Raw genomic sequence first — 24,177 nt, forward strand, 5'->3', positions numbered from 1 at the left:
CGCCTGTAGGTGAGGGACGCTGATGGCACACGCAAAAAACCACGATTACCACATTCTGGCACCTTCGATCTGGCCGCTGATCGGCGCGATCGGTGGCTTCGTCATGCTGTTCGGAGCCGTCTTGTGGATGCACGGCATGACCTCCTTCGTGTTCTGGGGTGGTCTTGTGGCGGTACTCTACACGATGTTTGCCTGGTGGTCCGAGGTCGTGGCCGAAAGCCGCGCGGGTGATCACACTCCGGTCGTCCGGATCGGACTGCGCTACGGGTTCATCCTGTTCGTGATGTCCGAGGTGATGTTCTTCTTTGCCTGGTTCTGGTCGTTCTTCAAACATCGCATGTATCCGATGTACGACTATGCCGGTACCGAATACATCCAGCCTGACATCCACGCGGTGGACCCGTTCCACCTGCCGCTGATCAACACTCTGGTTCTGTTGCTATCGGGCTGTGCGATCACTTGGGCGCACCACGCGCTGGTCCACGACAACGACCGCAAGGCGCTGATTCAGGGTCTCGCGATCGGTATCGTCCTGGGTATCGCCTTCACCTTCCTGCAGGCCTTCGAATACTACGAACTACTGGCCCACGAAGGGTGGGAGTTCGGCGGCGATCAGTTCTACTCGAACTTCTTCATGGCAACCGGCTTCCACGGCGCACATGTGATCATCGGCACCATCTTTCTGACGGTCTGTCTGATCCGCGCGCTGCGTGGCGACTTTACCCCGGAGAAACACGTCGGGTTCGAGGCGGCCGCATGGTACTGGCACTTTGTCGACGTTGTCTGGTTGTTCCTGTTCTTCGCCGTTTACATTTGGGGTCAGGCACCTCTGATGTGACGTCGCGCAAGGCTGTCGAATTGCAAAAGCCGCCCTTCTGGGCGGCTTTTTCTCGATCAGGTGCGCAAGGGATTGCGCCCCTTACAATTGCAAGGTTGCATTTCCTTGCGCACAGACCGTAACAAGACGCCGGCTTGACCCCGAGCCGCTATGACACGCAACAAGGGCCAGACATGCGCCGCATCCTGTTTCTGCTGATTTTCGGGCTCGCCGGGCTGGCGGTTCTTGTGTCTCTGGGCACTTGGCAGGTTCAGCGTCTGGCGTGGAAAGAGGGCATTCTGGCCGATATCGAAGCCCGGATCGCCGCCTATCCGGTGCCGCTGCCCGAGGCGGTCGATCCCGAAGCCGACCGCTATCTGCCCGTAGAGGTATCGGGCGAGATGCTGCCCGGCGAAATCCATGTGCTGGTTTCGGTCAAACAGGTCGGGCCGGGCTATCGGATCATAGCGCCTTTCCGAACCGGTGATCGTACGATCCTGGTGGATCGGGGTTTTGTGCCCACAACGGCCAAGCAGGCCGAACGCCAGATCGGCCCCACGCAGGTTGTCGGAAATCTGCATTGGCCCGATGAGATCGACGGCTATACCCCCGATCCGGACCGGGCGGGCAACATCTGGTTTGCCCGCGATGTACCCGCGCTGGCCGATGCGCTTGGGGCCGAGCCGATCCTTCTGGTTGCCCGCAGCCAGACCGATCCCGCCATCACGCCGCTGCCGGTGGATACGGCGGGTATTCCCAATGACCATCTGCAATACGCGGTGACATGGTTCGGCCTGGCGCTGGTCTGGGCCGCAATGACCGGATATTTCCTGTGGCGCGGCCGCGCCCCATCAGAAAGTGACGCGCAATGAAATATATCTCGACCCGCGGGCAGGCGCCCGAACTGAGCTTTGAAGAGGCGATGCTGACCGGTCTTGCCCGCGACGGCGGCCTGTACCTGCCTGCCGAGATCGCGGTTCTGAGCCAGGACGAGATCGCCGCGATGGCCGGGCTGCCCTATGAAGAGATCGCGTTCCGCGTTATGTGGCCCTATGTCAGCGGCTCGTTCGCCGGGGACGAATTCAAAGAGATCATTGCCCGCGCCTATGCCGGGTTCGGTCATGATGCCCGCGCGCCGTTGAAGCAGCTGAACGAGAACCACTTTCTGTTGGAGCTGTTCCACGGGCCCACGCTGGCCTTCAAGGATTTCGCCATGCAACTGATTGGTCAGCTGTTTCAGGTGGCGCTGAAGCGGCGGGGTGAGCGTGTGACCATCGTGGGCGCCACCAGCGGCGATACCGGATCTGCCGCGATCGAGGCGTTCCGGGGGCTGGATGCGGTCGATGTGTTCATCCTGTTCCCGCACGGTCGCGTGTCCGAGGTGCAGCGCCGGCAGATGACCACACCCGCCGACAGCAACGTGCACGCGCTGGCCGTCGATGGCGATTTCGACGACTGTCAGGCCGCCGTGAAGGACATGTTCAACGATTTCGACTTCCGCGACGGGGTCAAGCTGGCGGGGGTGAACTCGATCAACTTTGCCCGCGTGCTGGCTCAGGTGGTCTATTATTTCTCGGCCGCGACCAGCCTGGGCGCGCCGCACCGCAAGGTCAGCTTCACTGTACCCACCGGCAATTTCGGCGACATCTTCGCCGGCTACATCGCCAAGCGGATGGGTCTGCCCATCGACCGTCTGGTGGTGGCGACCAACCAAAACGACATCCTGCATCGCTGCTTGTCGGGGCAGGGCTACTTCAAGGGCGACACCATCCCCTCGATCAGCCCGTCGATGGACATTCAGGTCAGCTCGAACTTTGAACGCGCGCTGTACTATGCCTATGGCGAGGACGGGCGGGCCGTGGCGCAGTTGATGGACGAGCTGAAACAGGGCGGCTTCCACGTCAGCCAAGGCGCGATGGAGGCCCTGCGCGAAAGTTTCGACTCGGGCCGTGTGTCCGAAGAAGAAACGCTGGCCACGATCAAATCCACGCTGGAACAGAGCGCCGAGCTTGTCTGCCCGCACACTGCCGTGGGCATCAAGGTGGCCGAAGACACCCGTGCCGCCGATGTGCCGATGGTCACGCTGGCCACCGCGCACCCTGCGAAATTCCCCGCCGCGGTCGAGCAGGCCAGCGGTGAGCATCCGCCTCTTCCCTCGCGCATGTCCGATCTATATGAACGTCCGGAACGGGTGACCCGCATCGCCAACGATCTGGGCGCCATCGAGGATCATATCAAAAGGCACATTGCTGAGTGACTGTCAGACTGGACCAACTAACGAACGGCTTTCGGATCGTCAGCGAGCAGATGCCGGGGCTGCAATCGGCCGCCATCGGAATCTGGGTGACCGCCGGCGGGCGGCACGAGCGGATCGAACAGAACGGCATCGCGCATTTCCTCGAGCACATGGCCTTCAAGGGCACCGAGCGGCGCTCGGCCCTGCAGATCGCCGAGGCGATCGAGGATGTGGGGGGATATATCAACGCCTATACCTCGCGCGAGGTGACGGCCTATTACGCCCGGGTGCTGAAGGATGACGTGGCACTGGCGATGGACGTGATCGGCGACATCGTTCTGAACCCCGTCTTCGATCCGCGCGAAATCGAAGTCGAGCGCGGCGTGATCCTGCAGGAAATCGGCCAGGCGCATGACACGCCCGATGACGTGATCTTTGACTGGCTGCAGGAACAGAGCTATCGCGACCAACCGCTGGGCCGCCCCATCCTTGGCCCATCCGAACGGGTCAGCGCCTTTTCGCGCGACGACCTGTCGGCCTTCGTGGCCGAGCATTATGCGCCCGACCAGATGATCCTGTCGGCGGCAGGTGCCGTCGATCATGACCAGCTGATGAAGCTGGCAGAAGAGATGTTCGGCCATCTGCAACCCCGCAAGGGGCTGCTGCCGGAACCCGCCCGGTTCACCGGCGGCGAGGCGCGGCGGGACAAGGCGCTGGAGCAGGCGCATTTCGCACTGGCGCTGGAAAGCCCGGGCTATCGCGATGACGAGATCTATACCGCGCAGATCTATTCGACCGCGCTGGGTGGCGGCATGTCCTCGCGCCTGTTCCAGGAAGTGCGCGAGACCCGCGGGCTGTGCTATACGATCTTTGCCCAGACCGGCGCCTATGCCGACACGGGAACGACCACGATCTATGCCGGCACCTCGGCCGATCAGGTGGGCGAACTGGCCACCATCACCATCGACGAGATGAAGCGTGCCGCCGAGGACATGAGCCCCGAGGAGGTTGCCCGGGCCCGGGCGCAGATGAAGGCCGGGATGCTGATGGGGCTGGAAAGCCCCTCGAACCGGGCCGAGCGTCTGGCCCGACTGGTGCAGATCTGGGGCCGTGTTCCGCCGCTTGAGGAAACCGTGGCCAAGATCGACGCGGTCAGCACTGCAGACGTCCGCGCCTTCGCCGAGAAGATGGCGGTTCAGGCCCCGGCGGCGCTGGCGCTTTACGGGCCTGTGGGGGGTGCGCCGACACTGGAGAGGCTGCAGGAGAGGCGCGCGGCGTGATGCTGTTGGGCAGACGCAGGCTGAAACTCGAGACCGAGCGGTTGAGCTTGCGCCCGCCCGTGCATTCCGACTTCAACGACTGGGCCGCGCTGCGGCTGGCCTCGCGCGAGTATCTGACCCCGTGGGAGCCGATCTGGGCCAAGGACCATCTGACCCGCAAATCCTTCACCAACCGTGTCTACTGGGCGCAACGCTCGGTGGCCAATGGCACGGCGGTTCCGCTGTTCCTGTTCCGCAGAACCGATGACATGCTGGTGGGCGCCATCACGCTGGACAACATCCGCCGGGGGCCGGCGCAGGCCGGAACGCTGGGCTATTGGACCGGGCAGGCCTTTGCCCGGCAGGGTTACATGCGCGAGGCCATCGGCGCCGTGGTGCATTACGCCTTTACCCGGCTGGACCTGAGCCGGATCGAGGCCGCCTGTCTGCCGGAAAACGCCGCCTCTCGCGGGCTTCTGGAAAGTTCGGGGTTCAAATACGAGGGCGTGGCGCAATCCTATCTGCAGATCAACGGGCGTTGGCGGACGCATGTGCTCTATGCGTCGCTGCGATCGGACCGGCGCGGGCGGACGGACGCGGGCTAGGGCGCCCGTTCGGCCCTGATCCGGGCGGGCCTGTTTCCGAAATCTGGGCCCCGTGACGTGACTCGAGGCGCCGATGCGCTAGACTTCCCGTCATGCGGAGTATTTTGGCGGGTTTGATCTTTCTGGCAGGGACGGCGGCGGCGCAGGAGCGTCGGCCGAGTCATTGCATCGCCATCGCCCAGAACACCCCCGGCATCGAATATCTGCACAAGGCGGCGTGGCAGGATCCGGTGCCCGAATTCTCGGTCCGGATCAGCTATGTCGCGCATGCGTCCTTTCTGATCCAGACACCCGGCGGGCTGAATGCCGTGACTGATTTCACCGGGTTCATCGGCGGCGCGGACCTGATCCCCGACATCGTGACGATGAACCACGCCCATGACACCCATTGGACCGCCTATCCCGATCCGGCCATTCCTCATGTGCTGCCGGGGTGGGGTGAGTTCGGGCAGGGCATCGAACACTATCTGGATCTGGGCGAATTGCTGGTGCGCAACGTCTCGACCGACATCCGGTCTGCTTACGGTGGGGTGGAAGAGCGCGGGAACTCGATCTTTGTGTTCGAGGTCGAAGGCCTGTGCATCGGCCATCTGGGACATCTGCACCATGTGCCGTCCGACGCGCAATTCGCCGCCCTTGGGCGGCTGGACGTGGTCATGGCGGCGGTAGACGGGGGCACGACCATGCCCTTGCCCGAGATGATCTCGGTCCTGCAGCGGCTGAAAAGCTCGGTCATCATTCCGATGCACTGGTTCTCGGGCTATTCGCTGGACCGGTTCCTGGCCGATATCCGATCCGACTTCCCGGTGCGCCGGGATGGGGTTTCGGAGATCGAAGTGTCCCTGCGGACCCTCCCGGACCGCCCGACGGTGGTAGTGCTCGAGCCGCAATACCTGATGGAACTGGAATAAGCCTTGCCGTGCGCCGCGGGCTTGGGCATGCAGAGGGCATGCATTTGAACCCTGCCGACGAAACCTTTGCCGAAACCATCCGCGCCCGCCTGGGTGACGATATTCTGCGCCCGGTCGAGCCGCGCTATCTGGACGAGCCGCGCCGCCGCTTTGTCGGGCAGGCGGGTCTGCTGGCCTTGCCCCGCACGGTTGAGCAGGTCGCAGCCTTGGTGCGATTGGCGTCCGAGGCCCGCGTCCCGGTGGTTCCATACGGTGGCGGCACCGGTCTTGTGGGCGGGCAGGTCATGGCGGATGGCCCCGCGCCCCTGATCCTGACGCTCGAGCGGATGCGCGCGATCCGGGCCGTTTACCCGACCGAAAACATCCTGATCGCCGAGGCTGGTGCGGTGCTGGCCGACATTCAGGCCGCGGTCGAGGCGGCCAATCGGTTGTTTCCGTTGTCGCTGGCGGCGCAGGGGTCATGCCGGATCGGGGGAAACCTGGCTACCAATGCAGGGGGCGTCAACGTCCTGCGCTATGGCAATGCGCGGGATCTGTGCCTCGGGCTCGAGGCGGTTCTGCCCAACGGCGAGATCTGGCACGGGCTGGGGCGGCTGCGAAAGGACAACACCGGTTATGACCTGCGCAACCTGCTGATCGGGTCCGAGGGCACGCTGGGGGTTATCACCGCCGCCTCGCTCAAACTGTTCCCGCGTCCTGCCGGGCTGGGCACGGCGATCTTTCAGGTGGCCAGTCCCGAAGCGGCGATCGACCTGCTGGCCCTGGCCCGGGACCATCTGGGCGAAACCGTCAGCGCATTCGAACTGATCCACAGACAGGGGCTGGATTTTCTGGCAGAGGTCTTGCCGGACGTGCGGCAACCCTTTGACACACCGCCGGAATGGTCGGTCCTGATCGAGCTGGGATTGGCGGCGGGGCACGAGCCCGAGGCGGCGCTGGAATCCTTGTTCGTGGCAGCGGAGGCGCGTGGTCTGGTGTCGGACGGCGTCATCGCCCAGAGCGCCGCGCAGCGCGACGCGCTGTGGTCGGTGCGCGAACGCATCCCCGAGGCAAACCGGTTGATCGGTTCGGTGTCCAGCCACGATATCTCGGTTCCGATTTCGCGGATCCCCGACTTCATCCGGCAAGGCGGCAAGGCGATTGCGGCCCTCGGACCGTTCCGGGTGAACTGCTTTGGTCATCTTGGGGACGGCAACCTGCACTACAACGTCTTCCCGCCCAAAGGCCTCGACCGGGGCGAGTTTGATGACCGGCGCGCCGCGATCAAGCGCGCGGTCCATGACCTCGTGCATGAGTTTGAGGGATCGGTCAGTGCCGAGCATGGGGTGGGCCGTCTGAAGACCGATGATCTGGAACGCTATGGTGATCCAGCCAAACTGTCGGCCATGCGCGCCATAAAGGCTGCTTTGGACCCGCTCGGGATAATGAACCCGGGCGCCGTCCTGTCAGATGTGTGAGTGCGGCCCGGACGCTCCGGGCCGCAGCGATGCGTTATTTACGACTCGGGCAGGATAACCTTGTCGATGACGTGGATCACGCCATTGCTGGTTTCGATATCTGCCTGAACGACATTTGCGTCATTGACCATGACACCGTTGTCGAGATCGATTGTGATCTCTCCACCCTGAACGGTGGCGGCGGTCATGTCGTCGGACAGATCACCCGACATCACTTTGCCCGGAACCACGTGATAGGTGAGGATCGCAACAAGCTGATCCTTGTTCTCGGGCTTCAGCAGCGTTTCCACGGTGCCTTCGGGCAGAGCAGCAAAGGCTTCATCCGTGGGCGCGAAAACGGTGAATGGGCCTTCGCCCTTCAGCGTGTCAACCAACTCGGCGGCCTGTACGGCTGCAACCAGAGTGTTGAAGCTGCCGGCTCCGACAGCGGTGTCCACAATGTCCTTGCCGTGGCCGTCGGCAATGGCAGCGGTCGAAAACAGGATACTGGCGACACCGGCAACAGCGAATTTGCGAAACATGATCTACTTCCCTTGTTGAGGATGTCATCGGCGACATCAGGGGCGATACGGGGACATGCCGGAAGGAGATCACGCGTCGGGGACAAAAAAACCGACTGGAAAACGAACGACGCCGCGCTAAGCGCGCGGCATTTCCAGCGACAAGTCACGAAATCGTGACCGTTGTCTGTTCACAGCCCTTCGAATTCGCACAGGACATGGACGTCCATGCCCATGTCCTCGAGCACCTTCCGGCCACCCAGCTCGGGCAGGTCGATGATGAAGGCGCAGCTGACGATCTCGCCACCCAGACGTTCGATCAGCTTGATGCCTGCTGCGGCAGTGCCGCCGGTGGCCAGCAGGTCATCGACCACCAGAACCTTTTCGCCGGGCTGGATCGCGTCATCGTGGATCTCGACGATGGCCTCGCCGTATTCCAGCTTGTATTCCTCGCTGATCGTGGTGCCCGGCAGTTTGCCCTTCTTGCGGATCGGGACAAAGCCCACGCTCAGTTGGTGCGCGATTGCGCCCCCCAGGATGAAACCGCGCGCCTCGAGCCCCACGACCTTGTCGATGCGCTCGCCGGCATAGGGGTGCAGCATCTGGTCGATGGCCATGCGAAACCCGCGGGGATCGGCAAACAGGGTCGTCACGTCGCGGAACATGATCCCTTCGTGGGGGAAATCGACGATGGTCCGAATGTAATCCTTGACCGTTTTGCTTCTGGACATGGGGCAACCCTTCTTGCGTCAAAACACGGCGGTGTTTGGCGTATCACGGCCAGTCATGCAAGCCACGGTTGCCTGCCTGCGCGTATTTGCTGCGGAACAGATGCGCCCGGATCACCCGCCCTTGGGGGGCTGCGGGTATCGACAAGCGATGCGCTTTGTCTATAGAAGGTGCCACGCGCTGATGCAGGCCCAGAACAAGGATGACAGCCGTGGCCAAGGCCGACCTCAAGGGATCCACAAAAAAGAACAGCCAGCTGGTTCTGCGCCTGGACAAGGACGAACGCGACGCGTTCGTTGCGCTGTGCCGCGATCTCGACACCTCGGCCGCGCGCGAGATCCGCAAGTTCATTCGCGCATTCATGGCCGAGAACGCCGGGACCTGACTGCTTTCAGGCCGGGCGGCGCAGTACCGCCGTGGCCACGCCCATTCCGATCAGGGTCAACCCTCCGAAACGGGTCATGCCGGTGATGATGCCGGGGCGGCCGATTACGCGGCGCAGCCGGTCGGCCAGCAGCGCATAGGCCAGCGCGTTCAGCCCGGCCAATCCCACGAAAGTCGCAATCAGGATCGCGAACTGCGGGCCCAGCGGCTCGGCCGGGCGCAGAAATTGCGGCACGAAGGCGATGAAGAAGGCGATGGATTTCGGGTTCAGCGCAGTAACAGCGGCCGCATGGCCGAACACGCCGCGCGCGGTGACGTCGCGCCCGGTGGCAACTGCCTGCATCCCGCCGGACGGCGCACTGCGCAGCAGCTTGATGCCCAGCCAGACCAGATAGGCGGCTCCCACCCATTTCAGCACCGAAAACAGCGTGGCCGACGCCAGCACCAGCGCCCCAAGCCCCAGCAACGAGGCGGTCATGGCAATCAGGTCCCCCAGCGCAACCCCCGTGGCCGAGGCCACGGCCACGCTGCGCCCTTTGGACAGCGCATAGCTGAGCACCAGCAGGACCGTCGGGCCCGGTATCAGCAGAAGGGCGGTCGAGGCGGCGACAAAGGCCAGCCAAAGTTCAAAATCCATCATCCAACTCCGTCAAATCCGCAGCAGCTAGCCTAAGAAAACACGTGGCCGTCAAGGCCGCCTACAATACCCGGCCCGCCACCGCATCCAGCTTGGCCAGCACTTGCGGGTCGCGCTTTTCCGGGGCCGTCAAAATCGCGTGGTCCAGCGCACGGTCGCAGCCATGCGGGCAGGGGGTGCGGTCTGCCCCCAGCAGGGCGGGCAGGCCTTTGACCAAGGCGCGCGCGTTCTCGGCGTTGCCGCTCAGCGTCGCGATGATCGCGGTCACGTCCACTTCGCCGTGATCGGGGTGCCAGCTGTCATAGTCGGTGACCATCGCCACCGAGGCATAGCAAAGCTCGGCCTCGCGGGTCAGTTTGGCCTCGGGCATGTTGGTCATGCCGATCACGTCGCAGCCCCACTGCTCGCGGTACATCTTCGATTCCGCCAGCGTCGAGAATTGCGGCCCTTCCATCGCCAGGTAGGTGCCGCCGCGATGCACGGTGATGCCGGCCGCACGGGCGGCGGATTCACAGGCATCGCCCAGGCGTGGGCAGGTCGGATGGGCCACGCTGACATGGGCGACGCAGCCGGTGCCGAAAAAGCTTTTCTCGCGGGCGAAGGTGCGGTCGATGAACTGATCGACGACCACGAAATCGCCTGGGGCCATGTGTTCGCGGAAGGAGCCGCAGGCCGAAACTGAGATCACATCGGTGACCCCCAGCCGTTTCAGCGCGTCGATATTGGCGCGATAGGGCACCTCGGTCGGCGAATGCACATGCCCGCGCCCGTGGCGGGGCAGAAAGGCCATCTCGATGCCGTCCAGTGTCCCGGTCAGGATCTGGTCGGACGGCGCGCCCCAAGGCGTTTCCACGGTAACCCATTGCGGCGTTTCCAGCCCATCGATGTCATAAATTCCCGATCCGCCGATGACGGCAATCTTTGTCTGGGCCACGTTCGTTCTCCGCTGCGATACCTGCCTGTGGGAATTTCTGCGGGCTTGTCGGGCATTTGGCAAGGCTTGCCGGTGTTTTTGCGCCCCACAGGGGCCACAAGGCGCGCGGCCTTGCAGTTTTTGCATGACAGCCTGCCATCGATGGGCTAGCAGACAGCGCCGAAGGCGGGTATACGACCGCCTTCGCGCGAACATTCTGACCCACAGGACCATTTCATGCCCCGAGCCTTGCTGGCAAACTTTGCCAATCGCCTCGCTATTCCCGATCTGAGCTGGATGCCGGACGAAAAGCTGACCCCCGCCCGCCTGCGGATCGAGCTTCTGTCGGGCCTGACCGTCGCCCTGGCCTTGGTGCCCGAAGCGGTGGCCTTTGCCTTCGTCGCCGGGGTTCACCCTCTGGTGGGCCTCTACGCGGCGTTCCTGGTGGGGCTGATCACCGCGCTGATCGGGGGCCGTCCGGGTATGATCTCGGGCGCAACCGGTGCGCTGGCGGTCGTCATGGTGGCGCTGGTGGCGCAGCACGGGGTCGAATACCTGTTCGCCACGGTGGTCTTGATGGGCATTCTGCAGATCATCGCGGGGGCCATGCACTGGGGCCGGTTCATCCGACTGGTGCCGCATCCGGTGATGCTGGGCTTTGTCAACGGCCTGGCCATCGTAATCTTTCTGGCGCAACTGGGCCAGTTCAAGGTGCCGGGCACGATGGAAAACACTGGCCACGGCATGAGCGGCGGTGAATGGCTGTCCGGGATGCAACTCTATACGATGCTGGGGCTGGTCGCGCTGACCATGGTGGTGATCTGGGTGATGCCGCGCATCACGCGCATCGTGCCAGCGCCGCTGGCGGGCATCGTCGTGGTTGCCGCGTTGGTGATCGGCATGGGGCTGGATGTCCCGCGCGTCGGTGACCTGGCCTCGATCGAGGGCGGACTGCCGAAATTCCACATCCCCATGGTTCCGCTGACTTGGGAGACATTGGAGATCATTCTGCCCTACGCCGTCATCCTGGCCGCCATCGGCCTGATCGAATCTCTGCTTACGCTGAACCTGGTGGGCGAGATCACCGGCAAGCGCGGTGGTGCGTCGCAGGAATGCATCGCGCAGGGCACCGCCAACGTCGTGACCGGGTTCTTTGGCGGCATGGGCGGCTGTGCGATGATCGGTCAGTCGATGATCAACGTGAAGTCCGGCGGCCGCACGCGCATCGCGGGGATCGCTGCCGCGCTGTTCCTGCTGGTGTTCATCCTTGTCGGCTCACCCCTGATCGAACAGATCCCGCTGGCCGCGCTGGTTGGCGTGATGTTCATGGTGGTGATCGGCACCTTTGCTTGGAACTCGTTCAACATCCTGCGCAAGGTGCCGCTGACGGATGCCTTCGTCATCGTTCTGGTCACCGTCGTCACCGTGATGGAAGACCTCGCTGTGGCCGTCGTGGTCGGCGTGATCGTTTCGGCGCTGGCCTATGCCTGGAACAACGCCAAGCGCATCCACGCGGTCACCCGCGACTCGGAAACCGAGAAAGGCGCCAAGGTCTACGAGATCAAGGGGCCGCTGTTCTTCGGCTCGTCTGAGGGGTTTGTCGAACTGTTCGATGTCCAGAACGACCCGGAAACGGTGATCGTGGACTTCGCCGACAGCCGTGTGGTCGACCAATCGGCCCTGCAGGCCATCGAAAACATCGCCGCGAAATACGAGGCGGCAGGCAAGCGCGTCATGCTGCGCCATCTCAGCCGGGATTGCCACAAGCTGCTCAAGAAAGCAGGTCACCTGATGGTCGACAGCGACGATGACCCGGATTACGGCCTTGCGGTCGACTATTCTGTTCGAACCGGCGTTCTGGGCGGCCATTGAGCCCCCAAACCCGGCTCAATCGTCTGGACGATTGAGGGAAAACAACTCCGTCACCACCGAGTAGTCGCGATACCCAAGCCGCGACAAGGGTTGAAAGGTGGTGACGTCGAACTTGCCGTCCTTCAGGCAGTCATCGCGCAGGTGCACGCCGACGACTTGTCCGAAAACCACCCGGTTGGCCTGGCCGGGCAGCGTGACGATCTGGGTCAGTTTGCATTCCAGCGCGGCGGGGGCGCCTTCGATGCGAGCGCATGGGATGGTTTCGCATTCCACAGGTGTCAGGTCGGCGTAGGCGAACTCGTCCACCTCTTTCGGAAGGCTGGCCGAGCTTGCGTTCATCGCGTCCCGATGGGCGTGGGCCACCACGTTGACGCAAAAGACGCCGGTCGCCTCGATATTGGCGATGCTGTCCTTTCCGCGGTCCTGGTCGTGTTTCGTGCCGGTGGAGGCAAACATCACCTGCGGCGGCGTATAGGCGACCCCGTTGAAGAATGAATAGGGCGCCAGATTGTTGATCCCATCGGCGCTGCGGGTCGAGATCCATCCGATCGGGCGCGGCGTGATGATGGCGTTGAACGGGTTGTGCGGCAAACCGTGACCGTCTTCGGGGCGATAGAACATCTGGTCTCCAAGCGTTTGCTCAAGGCCTAGCGAAGTGCTAGGGCGATTGCCAGAGTCGAAAAGAGGGCCGCGGTGCAGCAGTTCGGGATCAGGCCGGAAGAGCCGGAGGATTGGTGGGAAGTCGAAGCCCTCTACGACCTGTGTTTTGCACCGGGGCGCGAGGCGCTGTCCTCCTACCGCTTGCGCGACGATGTTCCGCCAGTGCCGGGCCTGTCGATGGTGGCCCGTGACGGGCAGGGGATTTTGGCCGGGGCCATCCGATTCTGGCCCGTTCATGTTGGCGCACACGATGCGCTTTTGCTGGGGCCCGTGGCCGTCCACCCGACCCACCAGGGCGAAGGGTTGGGTGGTTTTCTGATCCGTGAAGGCATCGAAGCGGGGCGGGCCAAAGGGTGGGAGCGGGTCATGCTGGTCGGTGACGCGCCCTACTATTCACGCTTTGGGTTTGCCCGGCTCGAGGGGGTAGAGATGCCACCGCCAACCAACCCGGATCGGGTCCTCGGGCTGGATTTGGCGCCCGGCGCCTGGCACGGAGTGAGTGGTTCGGTGACCCGCTGGACGCGCTGATCTATTGAAACGGCGTTGTGAAATGCCAATGTTTCAGGGTCAGGAGGACACCGAATGAATGACGTCGTTCTCGTCGGAGAAATCGACCCCGACGCTGAGTTGGACCGGCTGGCAAGCCACTACCGCAGCGCGGGCGGCAGCGGTATCAGGTTGCTCAATCGTCTGGGTGGATCGGCTGAGTCGCTGCTGGAACAGCTGCCCGGTTCGGTGCGCGATGGGCTGACCGGTGCAACCGAGCAGGCCTTGTGGCTTGCAGTTCGTGCCGCTGACGGATCGCGCCGCGCGGTTCCCGACCAGAAGCCGTGGGTCAACACCGCCATATCGACCACGATGGGCGCCGCGGGTGGGGCTGGCGGCCTGACGACGGCGTTGATCGAGCTTCCGGCGACCACGGCCATGTTGTTGCGCGCAATACAGGGTGCCGCATCGCGTGAAGGTTTTGACCCCTCGGCAAGGAACGTGCAGTTCGATTGCATCCGCGTTTTGTCGGCGGCAGGTCCCTTGGCGCATGACGACGGCGCAGACATGGGGTTCTTTTCAGTCCGACTGACCGTGACGGGCCCCGCTCTGCAAAAGATCATTGCTGCTGTCGCTCCGAGGTTGTCGGTCGTTTTGGGGCAAAAACTGGCGGCACAGACCGTTCCGGTATTGGGGGCCTTGGCCGGAGGCGGCGCAAACTACCTCTACGCCCGGTACTATCAGCAGATTGCCCGTGTGCATTTCGGCCTGCGGCGTCTGGCGATCGATGCCGATATTCCGCATGACGAGCTTGTGCAGCGTCTGCAACGTCGCATGTTGGCCTGACCCACAGTTTCAAAATTGGACAGAACCGCAGGATGTGGTATCCTGCACCCAATCGGCCCGCAAGATAAGTGGCCGAAAACAGGCAAGAAGAACAAACAAGAGGCGGGGCAGCGTGAAAAGCGCAGGGCTGTCACCAGACATTCTGTCCGAAACCGGGGCATTTCCGGTTCTGCCGCAGTCTGCGGCTCTATGCTACCGGCTTCGGCGCGGGGTGCCTGAGATATTGTTGATCACGACCCGGGGGTCGGGGCGGTGGATCATCCCCAAAGGCCGCATGATCGACGGCCTAAGCGGGTCTGAGACCGCAGCGCAGGAGGCCTGGGAAGAGGCCGGTGTGACAGGCCGTTGTGAGACGCGCAGTATCGGACAGTTCTCTTTCGACAAACACCACCGGGATCTGGGGCGGGTGACATGCGTCGTTGATGTCTACCCGTTGCTTGTTGCCAAGACGGCGGATCGGTTCCCCGAGGTCGCCGAGCGGCGGCGTAGATGGATGCTGCCGGAAAAAGCAGCACAAGCGGTTTCGATCGGCGGGCTTTCCGGGCTGTTGCTGTCAAATGCGCTCAATCCTCATTGAACCGCCTCTGTAAAGACTTGATATTGCCATGTCTGTCAGTATCTATTGGCCCACCGACATTTTGGGCGACAGATGATTCAATATTCACTGAAATGCTGCAATGGTCATGCGTTTGACAGTTGGTTCCAGTCTGCGGACGCTTACGACAAGCTGTCCAAGGCTGGAATGGTCTCTTGCGCGACTTGCGGCAGCACCCGGGTCGAAAAGGCGATCATGACGCCGCGGGTCCAGTCTGCGCGCTCATCTGCTGCAATGCCGCGCGCGGAGAACAGTGATCGACCCGAAGCCCAGCGCCAACCGACCAAGGCCGAGATAGAGCGCGTTCTCAACGCCCTGCGCGCCAAGGTCGAGGCGAATTCCGATTATGTCGGCCACGAATTTGCGCGCGAGGCCCGCAAGATACATCTGGGCGAGGCCCCGGAGCGCGCCATCTATGGCGAGGCCAAGCCGGAAGAGGCCAAGGCCCTGATCGAAGATGGGGTTCCCGTGGCCCCTCTGCCGTTCATTCCAAGCCGAAAGACGAACTGAACCGTGCATCTTGTTATCACCGGCGCCAATCGCGGCATTGGGCGTGCTCTTGCTGAATGCTATCGTGGCCGCGGCGATACTGTCACCGGCACCGCACGGGACGATTCCGCCGATATTCGTCTGGACGTTACCGACCCGGCGCAACAGGCGCAGATGGCGCGCAAGTTGGATGGCCAGCCCGTAGATCTGTTGATCTGCAATGCAGGTGTCTATCTGGACAAAGGCCAAACAATCGACGGCTACCCGGCCGAGATGTGGGGCCAGACCTTTGCGGCCAACGTCACCGGGGTGTTTCTGACCATTCAGTCCTTGTTGCCCAATCTGCGTGCGGCGCGCGGCAAGATCGCGATCATCTCGTCGCAGATGGCCTCGCACACGCGGGCGCCCGGGGGCAGCTATATCTATCGGGCCTCCAAGGCGGCTGTGCTGAACCTTGGGCGCAACCTGGCGGTGGATATCAAGGACGATGGCATCGCCGTCGGCATTTATCACCCGGGATGGGTGCAGACGGACATGGGCGGTCAGGCCGCCGACATCACCGTGTCACAGGCCGTTGCCGGGTTGACCGAGCGTTTCGATGCGCTGAGTTTGGACTCCACCGGCTGCTTTGAAACCTGGGACGGGCAGGCACATCCTTACTGAGCGGCCAGCGCTGCCTTGGGGATCTCGTAGACTTCACCGGGATCGATGAAGATCACCAGAATTTCGCCCCGCGTTTCCGAAGTGATCTTCGACGTCGAGCTGCTGGAATCCGGCTTTCCATCGGTGAAATAGATGCGGCGTACTTCCCCAGTATCCAACTGAACCGCCAGGGTTGCAGTGCCATCATCCTTGCGCCGCAACTCGGCAGGGCAATTTTTCAACGGCTGGCCCGCCAACGCGGCGCAGGGGACCGTTCCCAACGCGTTCTGGCCGTCCGTTCCGGACAGTGAAGCCACCTGGGCCAGAGCCGGGCCGGACATCAGCGCACAGGCGAAAACAAAACGCAGCATGGTACTCCTCATGGTTTAAATCCTTGACGATACGCTGACATTGCTGCCGGTCCTTGTAAAGCGTTGCGCTGCAGTGTCCTACCGTTCTATGTGCCCTTGCTCTTGCGTGTTGCCTCGCATAAGACGCTCGGGACCGGAAATCCAAGGCGCGGAGACATTTGCCCCCATGCCCGTACTCGTGATGAAATTCGGCGGCACATCCGTCGCCAACCTCGACCGCATCCGCCGCGCAGCCAAGCGCATCGGCGTCGAAGTGGCCAAGGGCTATGACGTCATCGTCATCGTGTCGGCCATGTCGGGCAAGACCAACGAACTGGTCGGCTGGGTTGACGAGATCTCGCCGCTATATGACGCGCGCGAATATGATGCCGTGGTTTCCTCGGGCGAGAATGTCACCGCCGGTCTGATGGCACTGACCTTGCAGGAAATGGACATCCCCGCCCGCAGTTGGCAGGGCTGGCAGGTGCCGCTGCTCACCGATGGCGCCCATTCGGCGGCGCGGATCCTGGACATACCGACCGACAACATCAACCAGAAGTTCGGCGAGGGCATGAAGGTCGCCGTGGTGGCGGGTTTTCAAGGCCTCAGCCCCGAGGGGCGGATCACCACGTTGGGTCGGGGTGGCTCGGACACCACCGCAGTGGCTTTTGCCGCAGCCTTCGACGCCGAGCGCTGCGACATCTACACGGATGTGGATGGCGTCTATACCACCGATCCGCGCATCTGCGAGAAGGCGCGCAAGCTGGACAAGATCTCGTTCGAGGAAATGCTCGAACTGGCCTCGTTGGGGGCCAAGGTGCTGCAGACCCGCTCGGTCGAGCTGGCGATGAGGTACAAGGTGAAACTGCGTGTTCTCTCGAGCTTCGAGGAACAGTCCGACGAGGCCGGAACCCTGGTCGTCGACGAGGAGGAAATCATGGAATCCAATGTAGTCTCGGGTGTGGCCTATTCGCGGGACGAGGCCAAGATGACCGTCGTGTCGGTCGCCGACCGCCCCGGCATCGCCGCGATCATCTTCAACGCGCTCAGCGATGAGGGGATCAATGTCGACATGATCGTGCAAAACATCTCGGACGAGGGGCGCACGGACATGACCTTTTCCTGCCCCACCAACCAGGTGGCGCGCGCCGAAAAGGCGCTGTTGGCGGTCAAGGAGCGTGGCGAGTTGAACTATGCCGAGCTGGTCGCCGACACCGATGTGGCCAAGGTTTCGGTGGTGGGCATCGGCATGCGCTCGCAGTCGGGCGTGGCGGCCAAGATGTTCAAGATACTCTCGGATGAGGGGATCAACATCAAGGTCATTACAACCTCCGAGATCAAAATTTCCGTCCTCGTCGACCGGAAATACATGGAACTTGCCGTTCAGGCGCTGCATGATGCCTTTGAACTGGAAAAGGCGGCCTGAGCATCTCGGCCAAGGTCCCGCCTGACACCGCAGAGTAGATCGGGCGATGGCAGACGGAATGGAAACAGAATCCCGCAAGCTGCTGGGGCGGCTGCGCGAGGAGATGGCAAGCGAGGCGGCCGGTCAGGAGCGTCTTGACCGGATCACGCATCTGATCGCCGACAGCATGCGGTGCGAGGTATGTTCGATCTACCTGTTCCGCGACGACGAAACCCTGGAGCTGTGTGCCACCGAAGGTCTTGCTCCCGAGGCCGTTCACCAGACCCGGATGCGTCTGGGCGAAGGTCTTGTTGGCCGGGTGGCCAAGTTCGGCAAGGTCGTCAACGCCGCCGATGCGCCCTCCGAGAAAGGTTTTCGGTACATGCCGGAAACGGGCGAGGAGCGGTTTTCATCGTTCTTGGGTGTGCCCATTCAGCGGCTGGGGCAGAAGCTTGGGGTTCTTGTGGTCCAGTCCCGCGCTCAACGCGAGTTTTCCGCGGATGAGGTCTATGCGCTTGAAGTTGTGGCAATGGTCCTTGCGGAAATGGCCGAGTTGGGTGCGTTTGTGGGCGAAGGTGCCGCTCTTTCACCGCTGCATCAGCAATCCATTTTGCTGCGCGGTGGCCCGGCACAAGAGGGCTCGGCCGAAGGGCATGTCTGGCTGCACGAGCCGCGCGTCGTCGTCACCAACCCGATCGCCGACGATCCACATCGCGAGCTGGAGCGGCTGAACGAAGCAGTCGAAGAGCTGCGCGTGGGCGTCGACAAGATGCTTGAAATCTCGCGGGGCGGTGACACTGAACAGCTGCAGGTTCTGGAAGCCTACCGTATGTTCGCCAATTCCAAGGGCTGGATGCGGCGGATGGAGGAGGATATCGCCCGCGGCCTCAGCGCCGAGGCGGCGGTGGAAAAGGAACAGTCGCAGGCTCGCGCCCGGATGAGCCAGGTCACCGACCCTTATCTGCGCGAGCGTCTGGCGGATCTGGACGATTTGTCCAACCGTCTGCTGCGCATCCTGACCGGGCAGGGCGGGTCGAACGGTAAAGAGCTGCCGCCCGATCCGATCCTGGTGGCGCGCAATATCGGCCCGGGTGACCTGCTGGAGTATGGCCGTTCGCTGAAAGGTGTCGTGCTCGAGGAAGGCTCGGTCGGCAGTCATGCCACCATCGTCGCCCGCGCTCTGGCCATCCCGCTGGTGGTGCATGTGGGCCGGATCACGACCGAGGCTTTGAACGGCGACCACATTCTGGTCGATGGCGATGAAGGGGTGGTGCATCTGCGCCCCGAGGATACCGTCGTCAGCGCCTTCCGCGACAAGATGGCCATGCAGGCCGAGGCGCAGAAACGCTATGCCTCGATCCGCGAAACCCCGACCGTGACCAAGGATGGCGAGCGGATCAATCTGGTGATGAATGCTGGCCTGATGGCCGACTTGCCGTCGCTCAAGACGTCCGGAGCCGAGGGCGTTGGCCTGTTCCGCACCGAATTGCAGTTCCTGATCCGCAACCAGATGCCCAAACGGTCGGAACTGGTGGCGCAGTATAAACGCGTTCTGGATTCGGCCGATGGCAAGCGCGTGGTATTCCGAACGCTGGATATCGGGTCGGACAAGGTACTGCCCTACATGAAGCATGTTGCCGAGCCCAACCCGGCGCTGGGCTGGCGTGCCATTCGCGTGGGTCTGGACAAGCGTGGGGTCATGCGCATGCAGTTGCAGGCGCTGATCCGCGCCGCCGAGGGGCGACCGTTGACGGTGATGTTCCCATTCGTGGCACAGGCCGATGAATACCGCGAGGCCCGGTGGGAAGTGAACAAGACCATCGACCGCGAAAAGCGTCTGGGCCATGTTCTGCCCGAAACGCTTGAAATCGGGGCGATGCTGGAAACGCCTTCGCTGGCCTTCGCGCCGCAGAAGTTTTTTGACGAGGTCGATTTCATCTCGATCGGTGGCAACGACCTGAAGCAGTTCTTCTTCGCAGCCGACCGTGAAAACGAGCTGGTGCGTCGCCGCTATGACACCTTGAATGTCAGCTTCCTCAGCCTGATCGAGCGCATCGTCGAACGGTGCGGAATTTCCGACACGCCGTTGAGTTTCTGCGGCGAGGATGCCGGCCGCCCGATCGAGGCGCTCTGCCTGGCGGCGATGGGCATCCGCACCCTGTCGATGCGCCCGGCCTCGATCGGCCCGGTCAAAAGCCTGCTGTTGCGTTCGAACCTGCAGGAGGTCCGCAAGATCATCGCCGACGCTCGCCATCGGGGCGAACAATCGGTGCGTCCGGCGATCATGGAGTATCTGCGCGACAACGGCTGACGCCCGGGTGACCGCGAAAAAAGGCCCGATTCCGAAATCCGGGCTTGCTTTTTGGGCTTGGTCTTTCTATCCAAGCCACGAATGTTAGCGGTAACAGGATGTCTGGCTGCAGACCGCGCCGGATTGTCCGAAGAAGGGAGCCAGCCATGGTTTCACGCGTAATCCCGGTAGATCCGTTCGATCTGGTCCTGTTCGGCGCGACCGGAGATCTGGCCCAGCGCAAAATCCTGCCGGGCCTTTACCATCGCTTCGAAGTGGGGCAGATGCCCGAAGATGCGCGCATCATCGGGACCGCGCGGTCGGATATGGACGATGATGGGTTCCGTGCGCAGGTGCGCAAGTCGATGAAGGAATTCGCCCCGTCGTTCAAAAAGGACGTGCTGGACCGGTTTCTGGCCCGGGTCGAATACGTATCGGTCGATGCGCTGGGCGAAAACGGCTGGGACAAGCTGGCCAAATCGCTGCGTGCTGACGTGGTGCGCGCCTTTTATCTGTCGGTCGGTCCGAAACTGTTTCCCGGCATCGCACAGCGCCTGCATGATCACGGGCTTGCCACGCCCGACAGCCGCATCGTGGTCGAGAAACCCTTTGGCCATGATCTGGCCTCGGCCAAGGCGCTGAACGAAGGTCTGCGCGCCTGTTTCGAAGAACATCAGATCTATCGGATCGACCATTACCTGGGCAAGGAAACGGTGCAGAACCTGATGGCGCTGCGCTTTGCCAACTCGCTGTTCGAACCGCTGTGGAACGCGACCCATGTGGATCATGTCCAGATCACCGTGGCCGAAACCGTCGGGGTCGAAGGGCGCGGCGCCTATTACGACCAGTCCGGTGCGATGCGGGACATGGTGCAGAACCACCTGGTGCAGCTTTTGTGCCTGACCGCGATGGAGCCGCCCTCGACTTTTTCGCCCAACGCGGTGCGCAGTGAAAAGGTCAAGGTGATCGAGGCACTGGAACCTGTCGCCCCGACCGACATCGCCCGCGGCCAGTACCGGGCGGACAAGGGCGGCGACGGCTATGTTGATCATGTGGGCAACCCCGACAGCCTGACCGAAAGCTACATCGCGCTGAAGGTGCGCGTGGGCAACTGGCGCTGGTCGGGGGTTCCGTTCTATCTGCGTACGGGCAAGCGTCTGCGCGCCCGCGAATCCGAAATCGCGGTGTTTTTCCGCGACCCGCCGCACACGATCTTTCCCAATGTCGGCCCGCTGCACGGCAACGTTCTGGTGATCCGCCTGCAGCCCGACGAGGGCATCACCCTGCGCACCACGATCAAGGATCCCGGCCCGGGCGGCTTCCGCCTGACGGACGTGGCGCTGGACATGAGCTTTGCCGAGGCGCTGGGTGCCGATGTGCGTGCACAGGACGCCTATGAACGGCTGGTGATGGACGTGATCCGCGGCGACCAGACCCTGTTCATGCGCGGCGACGAGGTCGAGGCCGCCTGGGCCTGGGTCGATCCCATCATCAAGGGCTGGGAAGAGCGCGGCGACCGCCCCTCGCGCTATGATCAGGGCAGTTCCGGCCCGGAAGACGCATTGATGCTGATGCATCGCGACGGGCGCCGCTGGCGCCAGATCGGAGGTTGAGATGGTTCACAACGTCATCACCGATGTCACCCAAAGGATAATCGAGCGCAGCGCCGATCCCCGCCGTACCTATCTGCAGCGGATGGAGCAGGCCCGGTCCGAAGGGCCGGCGCGCGCGCATCTGTCGTGCAGCGGCCAGGCCCATGCCTATGCCGGGGCGGGGGCCGATCAGCAGACGATGGCCACGACCAGCGTGGGCAATCTTGGCATCGTCACCGCCTATAACGACATGCTGTCGGCACACCAGCCGTTCGAGCGCTATCCCGAACTGATCCGCCGCGCGGCCCGTGCCGCGGGCGGCACCGCGCAGGTCGCGGGCGGGGTTCCGGCCATGTGCGACGGGGTCACGCAAGGCGAGGCCGGGATGGAGCTGTCGCTGTTCTCGCGCGACGTGATCGCGCTGGCGGCGGCGGTGGCGCTCAGCCACAATACCTTTGATGCAGCGGTGTTCCTGGGGGTCTGCGACAAGATCGTGCCAGGGCTGGTGATCGCAGCGCAGAGCTTTGGCCACCTTCCGGCGGTGTTCCTGCCCGCCGGCCCGATGACCAGCGGCCTGCCTAACGACGAAAAGGCCAAGGTGCGCCAGAAATTCGCCGCCGGCGAAGCCACCCGCGAAGAACTGATGGCCGCCGAGATGGCCGCCTATCACGGGCCGGGCACCTGCACCTTTTACGGCACCGCCAACACCAACCAGATGCTGATGGAGTTCATGGGCCTGCACCTGCCGGGCTCCAGCTTCGTCAACCCCAACACGCCGCTGCGCGATGCGTTGACCGAGGAAGGCGCCCGCCGTGCCCTGTCACTCAGCGCGCTGGGCAACAACTACACGCCGGTGTGCCAGATCCTCGATGAACGGGCCTTCGTGAACGGCATCGTGGGGCTGATGGCCACGGGCGGGTCGACCAACCTGCTGATCCACCTGATCGCCATGGCCCGTGCCGGGGGCATCGTGCTGGACTGGCAGGACTTCTCGGACATCTCGGGCGTCGTGCCCCTGGTCGCGCGGGTCTATCCCAACGGTTTGGCCGACGTGAACCATTTCCACGCCGCGGGCGGTCTGGGGTATACCATCGGCACGCTGCTGGATGAAGGCTTGCTGCATCCCGACACGCTGACCGTGGCGGGGCAGGGGCTGCGCCACTATACGCAGGAGCCCAAGCTGATCGATGGCGCGCTGGTCTGGGAGGACGGCGCCGGCCACAGTCTGAACGAAAAAATCCTGCGCCCGGCCAGTGACCCGTTCCAGCCCACCGGAGGCCTGTCGCGGCTGAGCGGCAACCTGGGTACCGGCGTGATGAAGGTCTCGGCCGTGGCGCCCGAACACCAGGTGGTCGAGGCCCCGGTGCGCGTCTTCCACGACCAGGACGAGGTCAAGACCGCGTTCAAGGCGGGCGAGTTCACCGACGATGTCATCGTCGTGGTCCGTTTTCAGGGGCCCAAGGCCAACGGCATGCCCGAACTGCACTCGCTGACGCCGCTGCTGTCGATCCTGCAGGGGCGCGGGCAGAAGGTGGCGTTGGTGACCGATGGCCGCATGTCGGGGGCCTCGGGCAAAGTGCCCGCGGCGATCCATGTCTGCCCCGAGGCGCTGGACGGCGGCCCGATCGCCAAGCTGCGCGATGGCGACCTGCTGCGCGTCGACGCGGTGCGGGGTCAACTTGAAATCCTGACCCCCGGCGTGCTGGACCGCCCCGCCGCCACCGCCGATCTTTCGGCGCATCAATACGGGGTCGGCCGCGACCTGTTTACCACGTTCCGCAACGCCGTCGGCTCGGCCGATGCCGGTGCCAGCATTTTCGGAGCCTGAGCCTATGTCCGCAAAAACTCAACGCACACGCGAGATCTGCGCATTGGCGCCCATCGTCCCGGTTCTGGTCGTCGATGACGCCACCCATGCCCGCCCGCTGGCCGAGGCTCTGGTGGCCGGTGGCCTGCCCGCGCTCGAGGTGACCTTGCGCACGCCCGCCGCGCTGGACGCGATCCGCGCCATGGCGCAGGTGCCCGGCGGGGTCGTGGGGGCCGGCACGCTGGTCACGCCCGACGATGTCCGCGCCGCAAAAGAGGCGGGCGCGCAATTCGGGGTATCGCCCGGTGCCACCGACGCCCTGATCGCCGCCTGCGAGGCCGAGGGCCTGCCGCTGCTGCCCGGCGCGGCCACTGCGACCGAGGCGATGCGCCTGCTTGAGCAGGGCTATGACATGCTGAAATTCTTCCCGGCCGAAGCCTCGGGCGGGGCGCCTGCGCTCAAGGCGATCGGCGCGCCGCTGCCGCAGATCACCTTCTGCCCGACTGGCGGTGTGTCGCCCGCCAACGCGCGCGACTACCTGTCCCTGCCCAACGTGATCTGCGCGGGCGGCAGCTGGGTTGCGCCGAAACAGATGGTTACACAGGGTAACTGGGCGGGGATCGAAACCCTCGCGCGTGAGGCCGCCGCCCTGATGGATTGACCTCGCCTAACTGGGCGCTAGGGTGGGCGCCATT

25 protein-coding genes are annotated in these 24,177 nt (G+C 63.4%); 19 read left to right on the forward strand and 6 right to left on the reverse strand.

What is annotated here, in order from left to right:
• The first annotated feature begins 22 nt into the window (after positions 1-22).
• The 7 genes from ACR0FC_RS00920 to ACR0FC_RS00950 all read left to right on the forward strand — a co-directional run bounded on the left by ACR0FC_RS00920 (position 23) and on the right by ACR0FC_RS00950 (position 7,285).
• Positions 23-838, forward strand: coding sequence for a cytochrome c oxidase subunit 3 (locus tag ACR0FC_RS00920; protein WP_093962747.1), 816 nt, complete (start codon positions 23-25; stop codon positions 836-838).
• A 173-nt stretch (positions 839-1,011) separates the two neighbouring features.
• A complete protein-coding gene (locus tag ACR0FC_RS00925; RefSeq protein WP_170339384.1) occupies positions 1,012-1,689 on the forward strand; it encodes an SURF1 family protein in 678 nt (225 codons plus the stop codon).
• Entirely contained in the window at positions 1,686-3,074 is a 1,389-nt protein-coding gene (thrC, locus tag ACR0FC_RS00930; RefSeq protein ID WP_170337539.1) for a threonine synthase, read from the forward strand. The genes ACR0FC_RS00925 and thrC overlap by 4 nt, the downstream gene beginning before the upstream one ends.
• Positions 3,071-4,333: a M16 family metallopeptidase gene (locus ACR0FC_RS00935; RefSeq protein WP_170337540.1), complete on the forward strand. Its 1,263-nt coding sequence runs from the start codon at positions 3,071-3,073 to the stop codon at positions 4,331-4,333. The genes thrC and ACR0FC_RS00935 overlap by 4 nt, the downstream gene beginning before the upstream one ends.
• Entirely contained in the window at positions 4,333-4,917 is a 585-nt protein-coding gene (locus tag ACR0FC_RS00940; RefSeq protein WP_093962743.1) for a GNAT family N-acetyltransferase, read from the forward strand. The genes ACR0FC_RS00935 and ACR0FC_RS00940 overlap by 1 nt, the downstream gene beginning before the upstream one ends.
• A gap of 92 nt (positions 4,918-5,009) precedes the next feature.
• Entirely contained in the window at positions 5,010-5,828 is an 819-nt protein-coding gene (locus ACR0FC_RS00945; protein ID WP_170337541.1) for an MBL fold metallo-hydrolase, read from the forward strand.
• 38 nt (positions 5,829-5,866) lie between these two features.
• A complete protein-coding gene (locus tag ACR0FC_RS00950; RefSeq protein WP_170337542.1) occupies positions 5,867-7,285 on the forward strand; it encodes an FAD-binding oxidoreductase in 1,419 nt (472 codons plus the stop codon).
• A 38-nt stretch (positions 7,286-7,323) separates the two neighbouring features.
• Here ACR0FC_RS00950 and ACR0FC_RS00955 read toward each other — a convergent pair whose 3' ends face one another.
• Together ACR0FC_RS00955 and ACR0FC_RS00960 are read right to left on the reverse strand one after the other, a co-directional pair.
• Positions 7,324-7,806 carry a fasciclin domain-containing protein gene (locus ACR0FC_RS00955; protein WP_170337543.1) on the reverse strand — a complete coding sequence of 161 codons (483 nt, stop codon included), beginning with the start codon at positions 7,804-7,806 and terminating at the stop codon, positions 7,324-7,326.
• Positions 7,807-7,976: 170 nt separating this feature from the next.
• A complete protein-coding gene (locus ACR0FC_RS00960) occupies positions 7,977-8,516 on the reverse strand; it encodes an adenine phosphoribosyltransferase (RefSeq protein WP_093962739.1) in 540 nt (179 codons plus the stop codon).
• 200 nt (positions 8,517-8,716) lie between these two features.
• Here ACR0FC_RS00960 and ACR0FC_RS00965 point away from each other — a divergent pair, with 200 nt between their 5' ends.
• Positions 8,717-8,899, forward strand: coding sequence for a hypothetical protein (locus ACR0FC_RS00965; RefSeq protein ID WP_170337544.1), 183 nt, complete (start codon positions 8,717-8,719; stop codon positions 8,897-8,899).
• 6 nt (positions 8,900-8,905) lie between these two features.
• On the opposite strand, the gene ACR0FC_RS00970 is transcribed toward ACR0FC_RS00965, so the two are convergent.
• Both ACR0FC_RS00970 and ACR0FC_RS00975 read right to left on the reverse strand, forming a co-directional pair.
• Positions 8,906-9,535: a LysE family translocator gene (locus ACR0FC_RS00970; protein ID WP_040634229.1), complete on the reverse strand. Its 630-nt coding sequence runs from the start codon at positions 9,533-9,535 to the stop codon at positions 8,906-8,908.
• A gap of 61 nt (positions 9,536-9,596) precedes the next feature.
• Entirely contained in the window at positions 9,597-10,469 is an 873-nt protein-coding gene (locus tag ACR0FC_RS00975) for an S-methyl-5'-thioadenosine phosphorylase (RefSeq protein WP_170337545.1), read from the reverse strand.
• A 216-nt stretch (positions 10,470-10,685) separates the two neighbouring features.
• Here ACR0FC_RS00975 and ACR0FC_RS00980 point away from each other — a divergent pair, with 216 nt between their 5' ends.
• Positions 10,686-12,320 carry a SulP family inorganic anion transporter gene (locus ACR0FC_RS00980; protein ID WP_170337546.1) on the forward strand — a complete coding sequence of 545 codons (1,635 nt, stop codon included), beginning with the start codon at positions 10,686-10,688 and terminating at the stop codon, positions 12,318-12,320.
• Positions 12,321-12,335: 15 nt separating this feature from the next.
• Here ACR0FC_RS00980 and ACR0FC_RS00985 read toward each other — a convergent pair whose 3' ends face one another.
• A complete protein-coding gene (locus ACR0FC_RS00985) occupies positions 12,336-12,941 on the reverse strand; it encodes a flavin reductase family protein (protein ID WP_170337547.1) in 606 nt (201 codons plus the stop codon).
• A gap of 72 nt (positions 12,942-13,013) precedes the next feature.
• Here ACR0FC_RS00985 and ACR0FC_RS00990 point away from each other — a divergent pair, with 72 nt between their 5' ends.
• The 5 genes from ACR0FC_RS00990 (at position 13,014) to ACR0FC_RS01010 (ending at position 16,059) form a co-directional block, all read left to right on the forward strand.
• On the forward strand, positions 13,014-13,508 hold the full coding sequence (locus ACR0FC_RS00990) for a GNAT family N-acetyltransferase (RefSeq protein WP_170337548.1): 495 nt from the start codon (positions 13,014-13,016) through the stop codon (positions 13,506-13,508).
• 54 nt (positions 13,509-13,562) lie between these two features.
• On the forward strand, positions 13,563-14,312 hold the full coding sequence (locus ACR0FC_RS00995; protein ID WP_170337549.1) for an EcsC family protein: 750 nt from the start codon (positions 13,563-13,565) through the stop codon (positions 14,310-14,312).
• Positions 14,269-14,889, forward strand: a complete 621-nt coding sequence (locus ACR0FC_RS01000; RefSeq protein ID WP_170337550.1) for an NUDIX hydrolase — start codon at positions 14,269-14,271, stop codon at positions 14,887-14,889. The genes ACR0FC_RS00995 and ACR0FC_RS01000 overlap by 44 nt, the downstream gene beginning before the upstream one ends.
• A 72-nt stretch (positions 14,890-14,961) precedes the next feature.
• The gene (locus ACR0FC_RS01005) at positions 14,962-15,417 is read left to right on the forward strand and encodes a DUF1178 family protein (protein WP_170337551.1); all 456 of its coding nucleotides are present in this window, start codon (positions 14,962-14,964) and stop codon (positions 15,415-15,417) included.
• Positions 15,418-15,420: 3 nt separating this feature from the next.
• On the forward strand, positions 15,421-16,059 hold the full coding sequence (locus tag ACR0FC_RS01010) for an SDR family oxidoreductase (protein ID WP_170337552.1): 639 nt from the start codon (positions 15,421-15,423) through the stop codon (positions 16,057-16,059).
• Here ACR0FC_RS01010 and ACR0FC_RS01015 read toward each other — a convergent pair.
• On the reverse strand, positions 16,053-16,409 hold the full coding sequence (locus ACR0FC_RS01015; protein ID WP_170337553.1) for a hypothetical protein: 357 nt from the start codon (positions 16,407-16,409) through the stop codon (positions 16,053-16,055). The two genes, ACR0FC_RS01010 and ACR0FC_RS01015, sit on opposite strands and share 7 nt — an antisense overlap.
• 166 nt (positions 16,410-16,575) lie before the next feature.
• On the opposite strand from ACR0FC_RS01015, the gene ACR0FC_RS01020 reads away from it, so the two are divergent.
• From ACR0FC_RS01020 to ACR0FC_RS01040, 5 genes are all read left to right on the forward strand, one after another.
• Positions 16,576-17,814 carry an aspartate kinase gene (locus ACR0FC_RS01020; RefSeq protein WP_170337554.1) on the forward strand — a complete coding sequence of 413 codons (1,239 nt, stop codon included), beginning with the start codon at positions 16,576-16,578 and terminating at the stop codon, positions 17,812-17,814.
• A 46-nt stretch (positions 17,815-17,860) separates the two neighbouring features.
• Positions 17,861-20,104 carry a phosphoenolpyruvate--protein phosphotransferase gene (gene ptsP / locus ACR0FC_RS01025; protein WP_170337555.1) on the forward strand — a complete coding sequence of 748 codons (2,244 nt, stop codon included), beginning with the start codon at positions 17,861-17,863 and terminating at the stop codon, positions 20,102-20,104.
• 146 nt (positions 20,105-20,250) lie between these two features.
• The gene (gene zwf / locus ACR0FC_RS01030; protein ID WP_170337556.1) at positions 20,251-21,696 is read left to right on the forward strand and encodes a glucose-6-phosphate dehydrogenase; all 1,446 of its coding nucleotides are present in this window, start codon (positions 20,251-20,253) and stop codon (positions 21,694-21,696) included.
• A gap of 1 nt (position 21,697) precedes the next feature.
• Positions 21,698-23,503 carry a phosphogluconate dehydratase gene (gene edd / locus ACR0FC_RS01035; protein ID WP_170337557.1) on the forward strand — a complete coding sequence of 602 codons (1,806 nt, stop codon included), beginning with the start codon at positions 21,698-21,700 and terminating at the stop codon, positions 23,501-23,503.
• Positions 23,504-23,507: 4 nt separating this feature from the next.
• Positions 23,508-24,143 (forward strand): bifunctional 4-hydroxy-2-oxoglutarate aldolase/2-dehydro-3-deoxy-phosphogluconate aldolase, encoded by a 636-nt coding sequence (locus ACR0FC_RS01040; protein WP_093962724.1) that lies wholly within the window; start codon positions 23,508-23,510, stop codon positions 24,141-24,143.
• Positions 24,144-24,177: the final 34 nt, after the last annotated feature.

It is taken from the genome of Ruegeria sp. BB9 (assembly GCF_056539345.1).

Coding starts and splice junctions, on each gene's coding strand:
- ACR0FC_RS00920 (WP_093962747.1), top strand. CDS start 23: ATGGCACACGCAAAAAACCACGATTACCACATTCTGGCACCTTCGATC.
- ACR0FC_RS00925 (WP_170339384.1), top strand. CDS start 1,012: ATGCGCCGCATCCTGTTTCTGCTGATTTTCGGGCTCGCCGGGCTGGCG.
- thrC (WP_170337539.1), top strand. CDS start 1,686: ATGAAATATATCTCGACCCGCGGGCAGGCGCCCGAACTGAGCTTTGAA.
- ACR0FC_RS00940 (WP_093962743.1), top strand. CDS start 4,333: ATGCTGTTGGGCAGACGCAGGCTGAAACTCGAGACCGAGCGGTTGAGC.
- ACR0FC_RS00945 (WP_170337541.1), top strand. CDS start 5,010: ATGCGGAGTATTTTGGCGGGTTTGATCTTTCTGGCAGGGACGGCGGCG.
- ACR0FC_RS00950 (WP_170337542.1), top strand. CDS start 5,867: ATGCATTTGAACCCTGCCGACGAAACCTTTGCCGAAACCATCCGCGCC.
- ACR0FC_RS00955 (WP_170337543.1), bottom strand. CDS start 7,806: ATGTTTCGCAAATTCGCTGTTGCCGGTGTCGCCAGTATCCTGTTTTCG.
- ACR0FC_RS00960 (WP_093962739.1), bottom strand. CDS start 8,516: ATGTCCAGAAGCAAAACGGTCAAGGATTACATTCGGACCATCGTCGAT.
- ACR0FC_RS00965 (WP_170337544.1), top strand. CDS start 8,717: ATGACAGCCGTGGCCAAGGCCGACCTCAAGGGATCCACAAAAAAGAAC.
- ACR0FC_RS00970 (WP_040634229.1), bottom strand. CDS start 9,535: ATGGATTTTGAACTTTGGCTGGCCTTTGTCGCCGCCTCGACCGCCCTT.
- ACR0FC_RS00980 (WP_170337546.1), top strand. CDS start 10,686: ATGCCCCGAGCCTTGCTGGCAAACTTTGCCAATCGCCTCGCTATTCCC.
- ACR0FC_RS00985 (WP_170337547.1), bottom strand. CDS start 12,941: ATGTTCTATCGCCCCGAAGACGGTCACGGTTTGCCGCACAACCCGTTC.
- ACR0FC_RS00995 (WP_170337549.1), top strand. CDS start 13,563: ATGAATGACGTCGTTCTCGTCGGAGAAATCGACCCCGACGCTGAGTTG.
- ACR0FC_RS01000 (WP_170337550.1), top strand. CDS start 14,269: ATGACGAGCTTGTGCAGCGTCTGCAACGTCGCATGTTGGCCTGACCCA.
- ACR0FC_RS01005 (WP_170337551.1), top strand. CDS start 14,962: ATGATTCAATATTCACTGAAATGCTGCAATGGTCATGCGTTTGACAGT.
- ACR0FC_RS01015 (WP_170337553.1), bottom strand. CDS start 16,409: ATGCTGCGTTTTGTTTTCGCCTGTGCGCTGATGTCCGGCCCGGCTCTG.
- ACR0FC_RS01020 (WP_170337554.1), top strand. CDS start 16,576: ATGCCCGTACTCGTGATGAAATTCGGCGGCACATCCGTCGCCAACCTC.
- ptsP (WP_170337555.1), top strand. CDS start 17,861: ATGGCAGACGGAATGGAAACAGAATCCCGCAAGCTGCTGGGGCGGCTG.
- zwf (WP_170337556.1), top strand. CDS start 20,251: ATGGTTTCACGCGTAATCCCGGTAGATCCGTTCGATCTGGTCCTGTTC.
- edd (WP_170337557.1), top strand. CDS start 21,698: ATGGTTCACAACGTCATCACCGATGTCACCCAAAGGATAATCGAGCGC.
- ACR0FC_RS01040 (WP_093962724.1), top strand. CDS start 23,508: ATGTCCGCAAAAACTCAACGCACACGCGAGATCTGCGCATTGGCGCCC.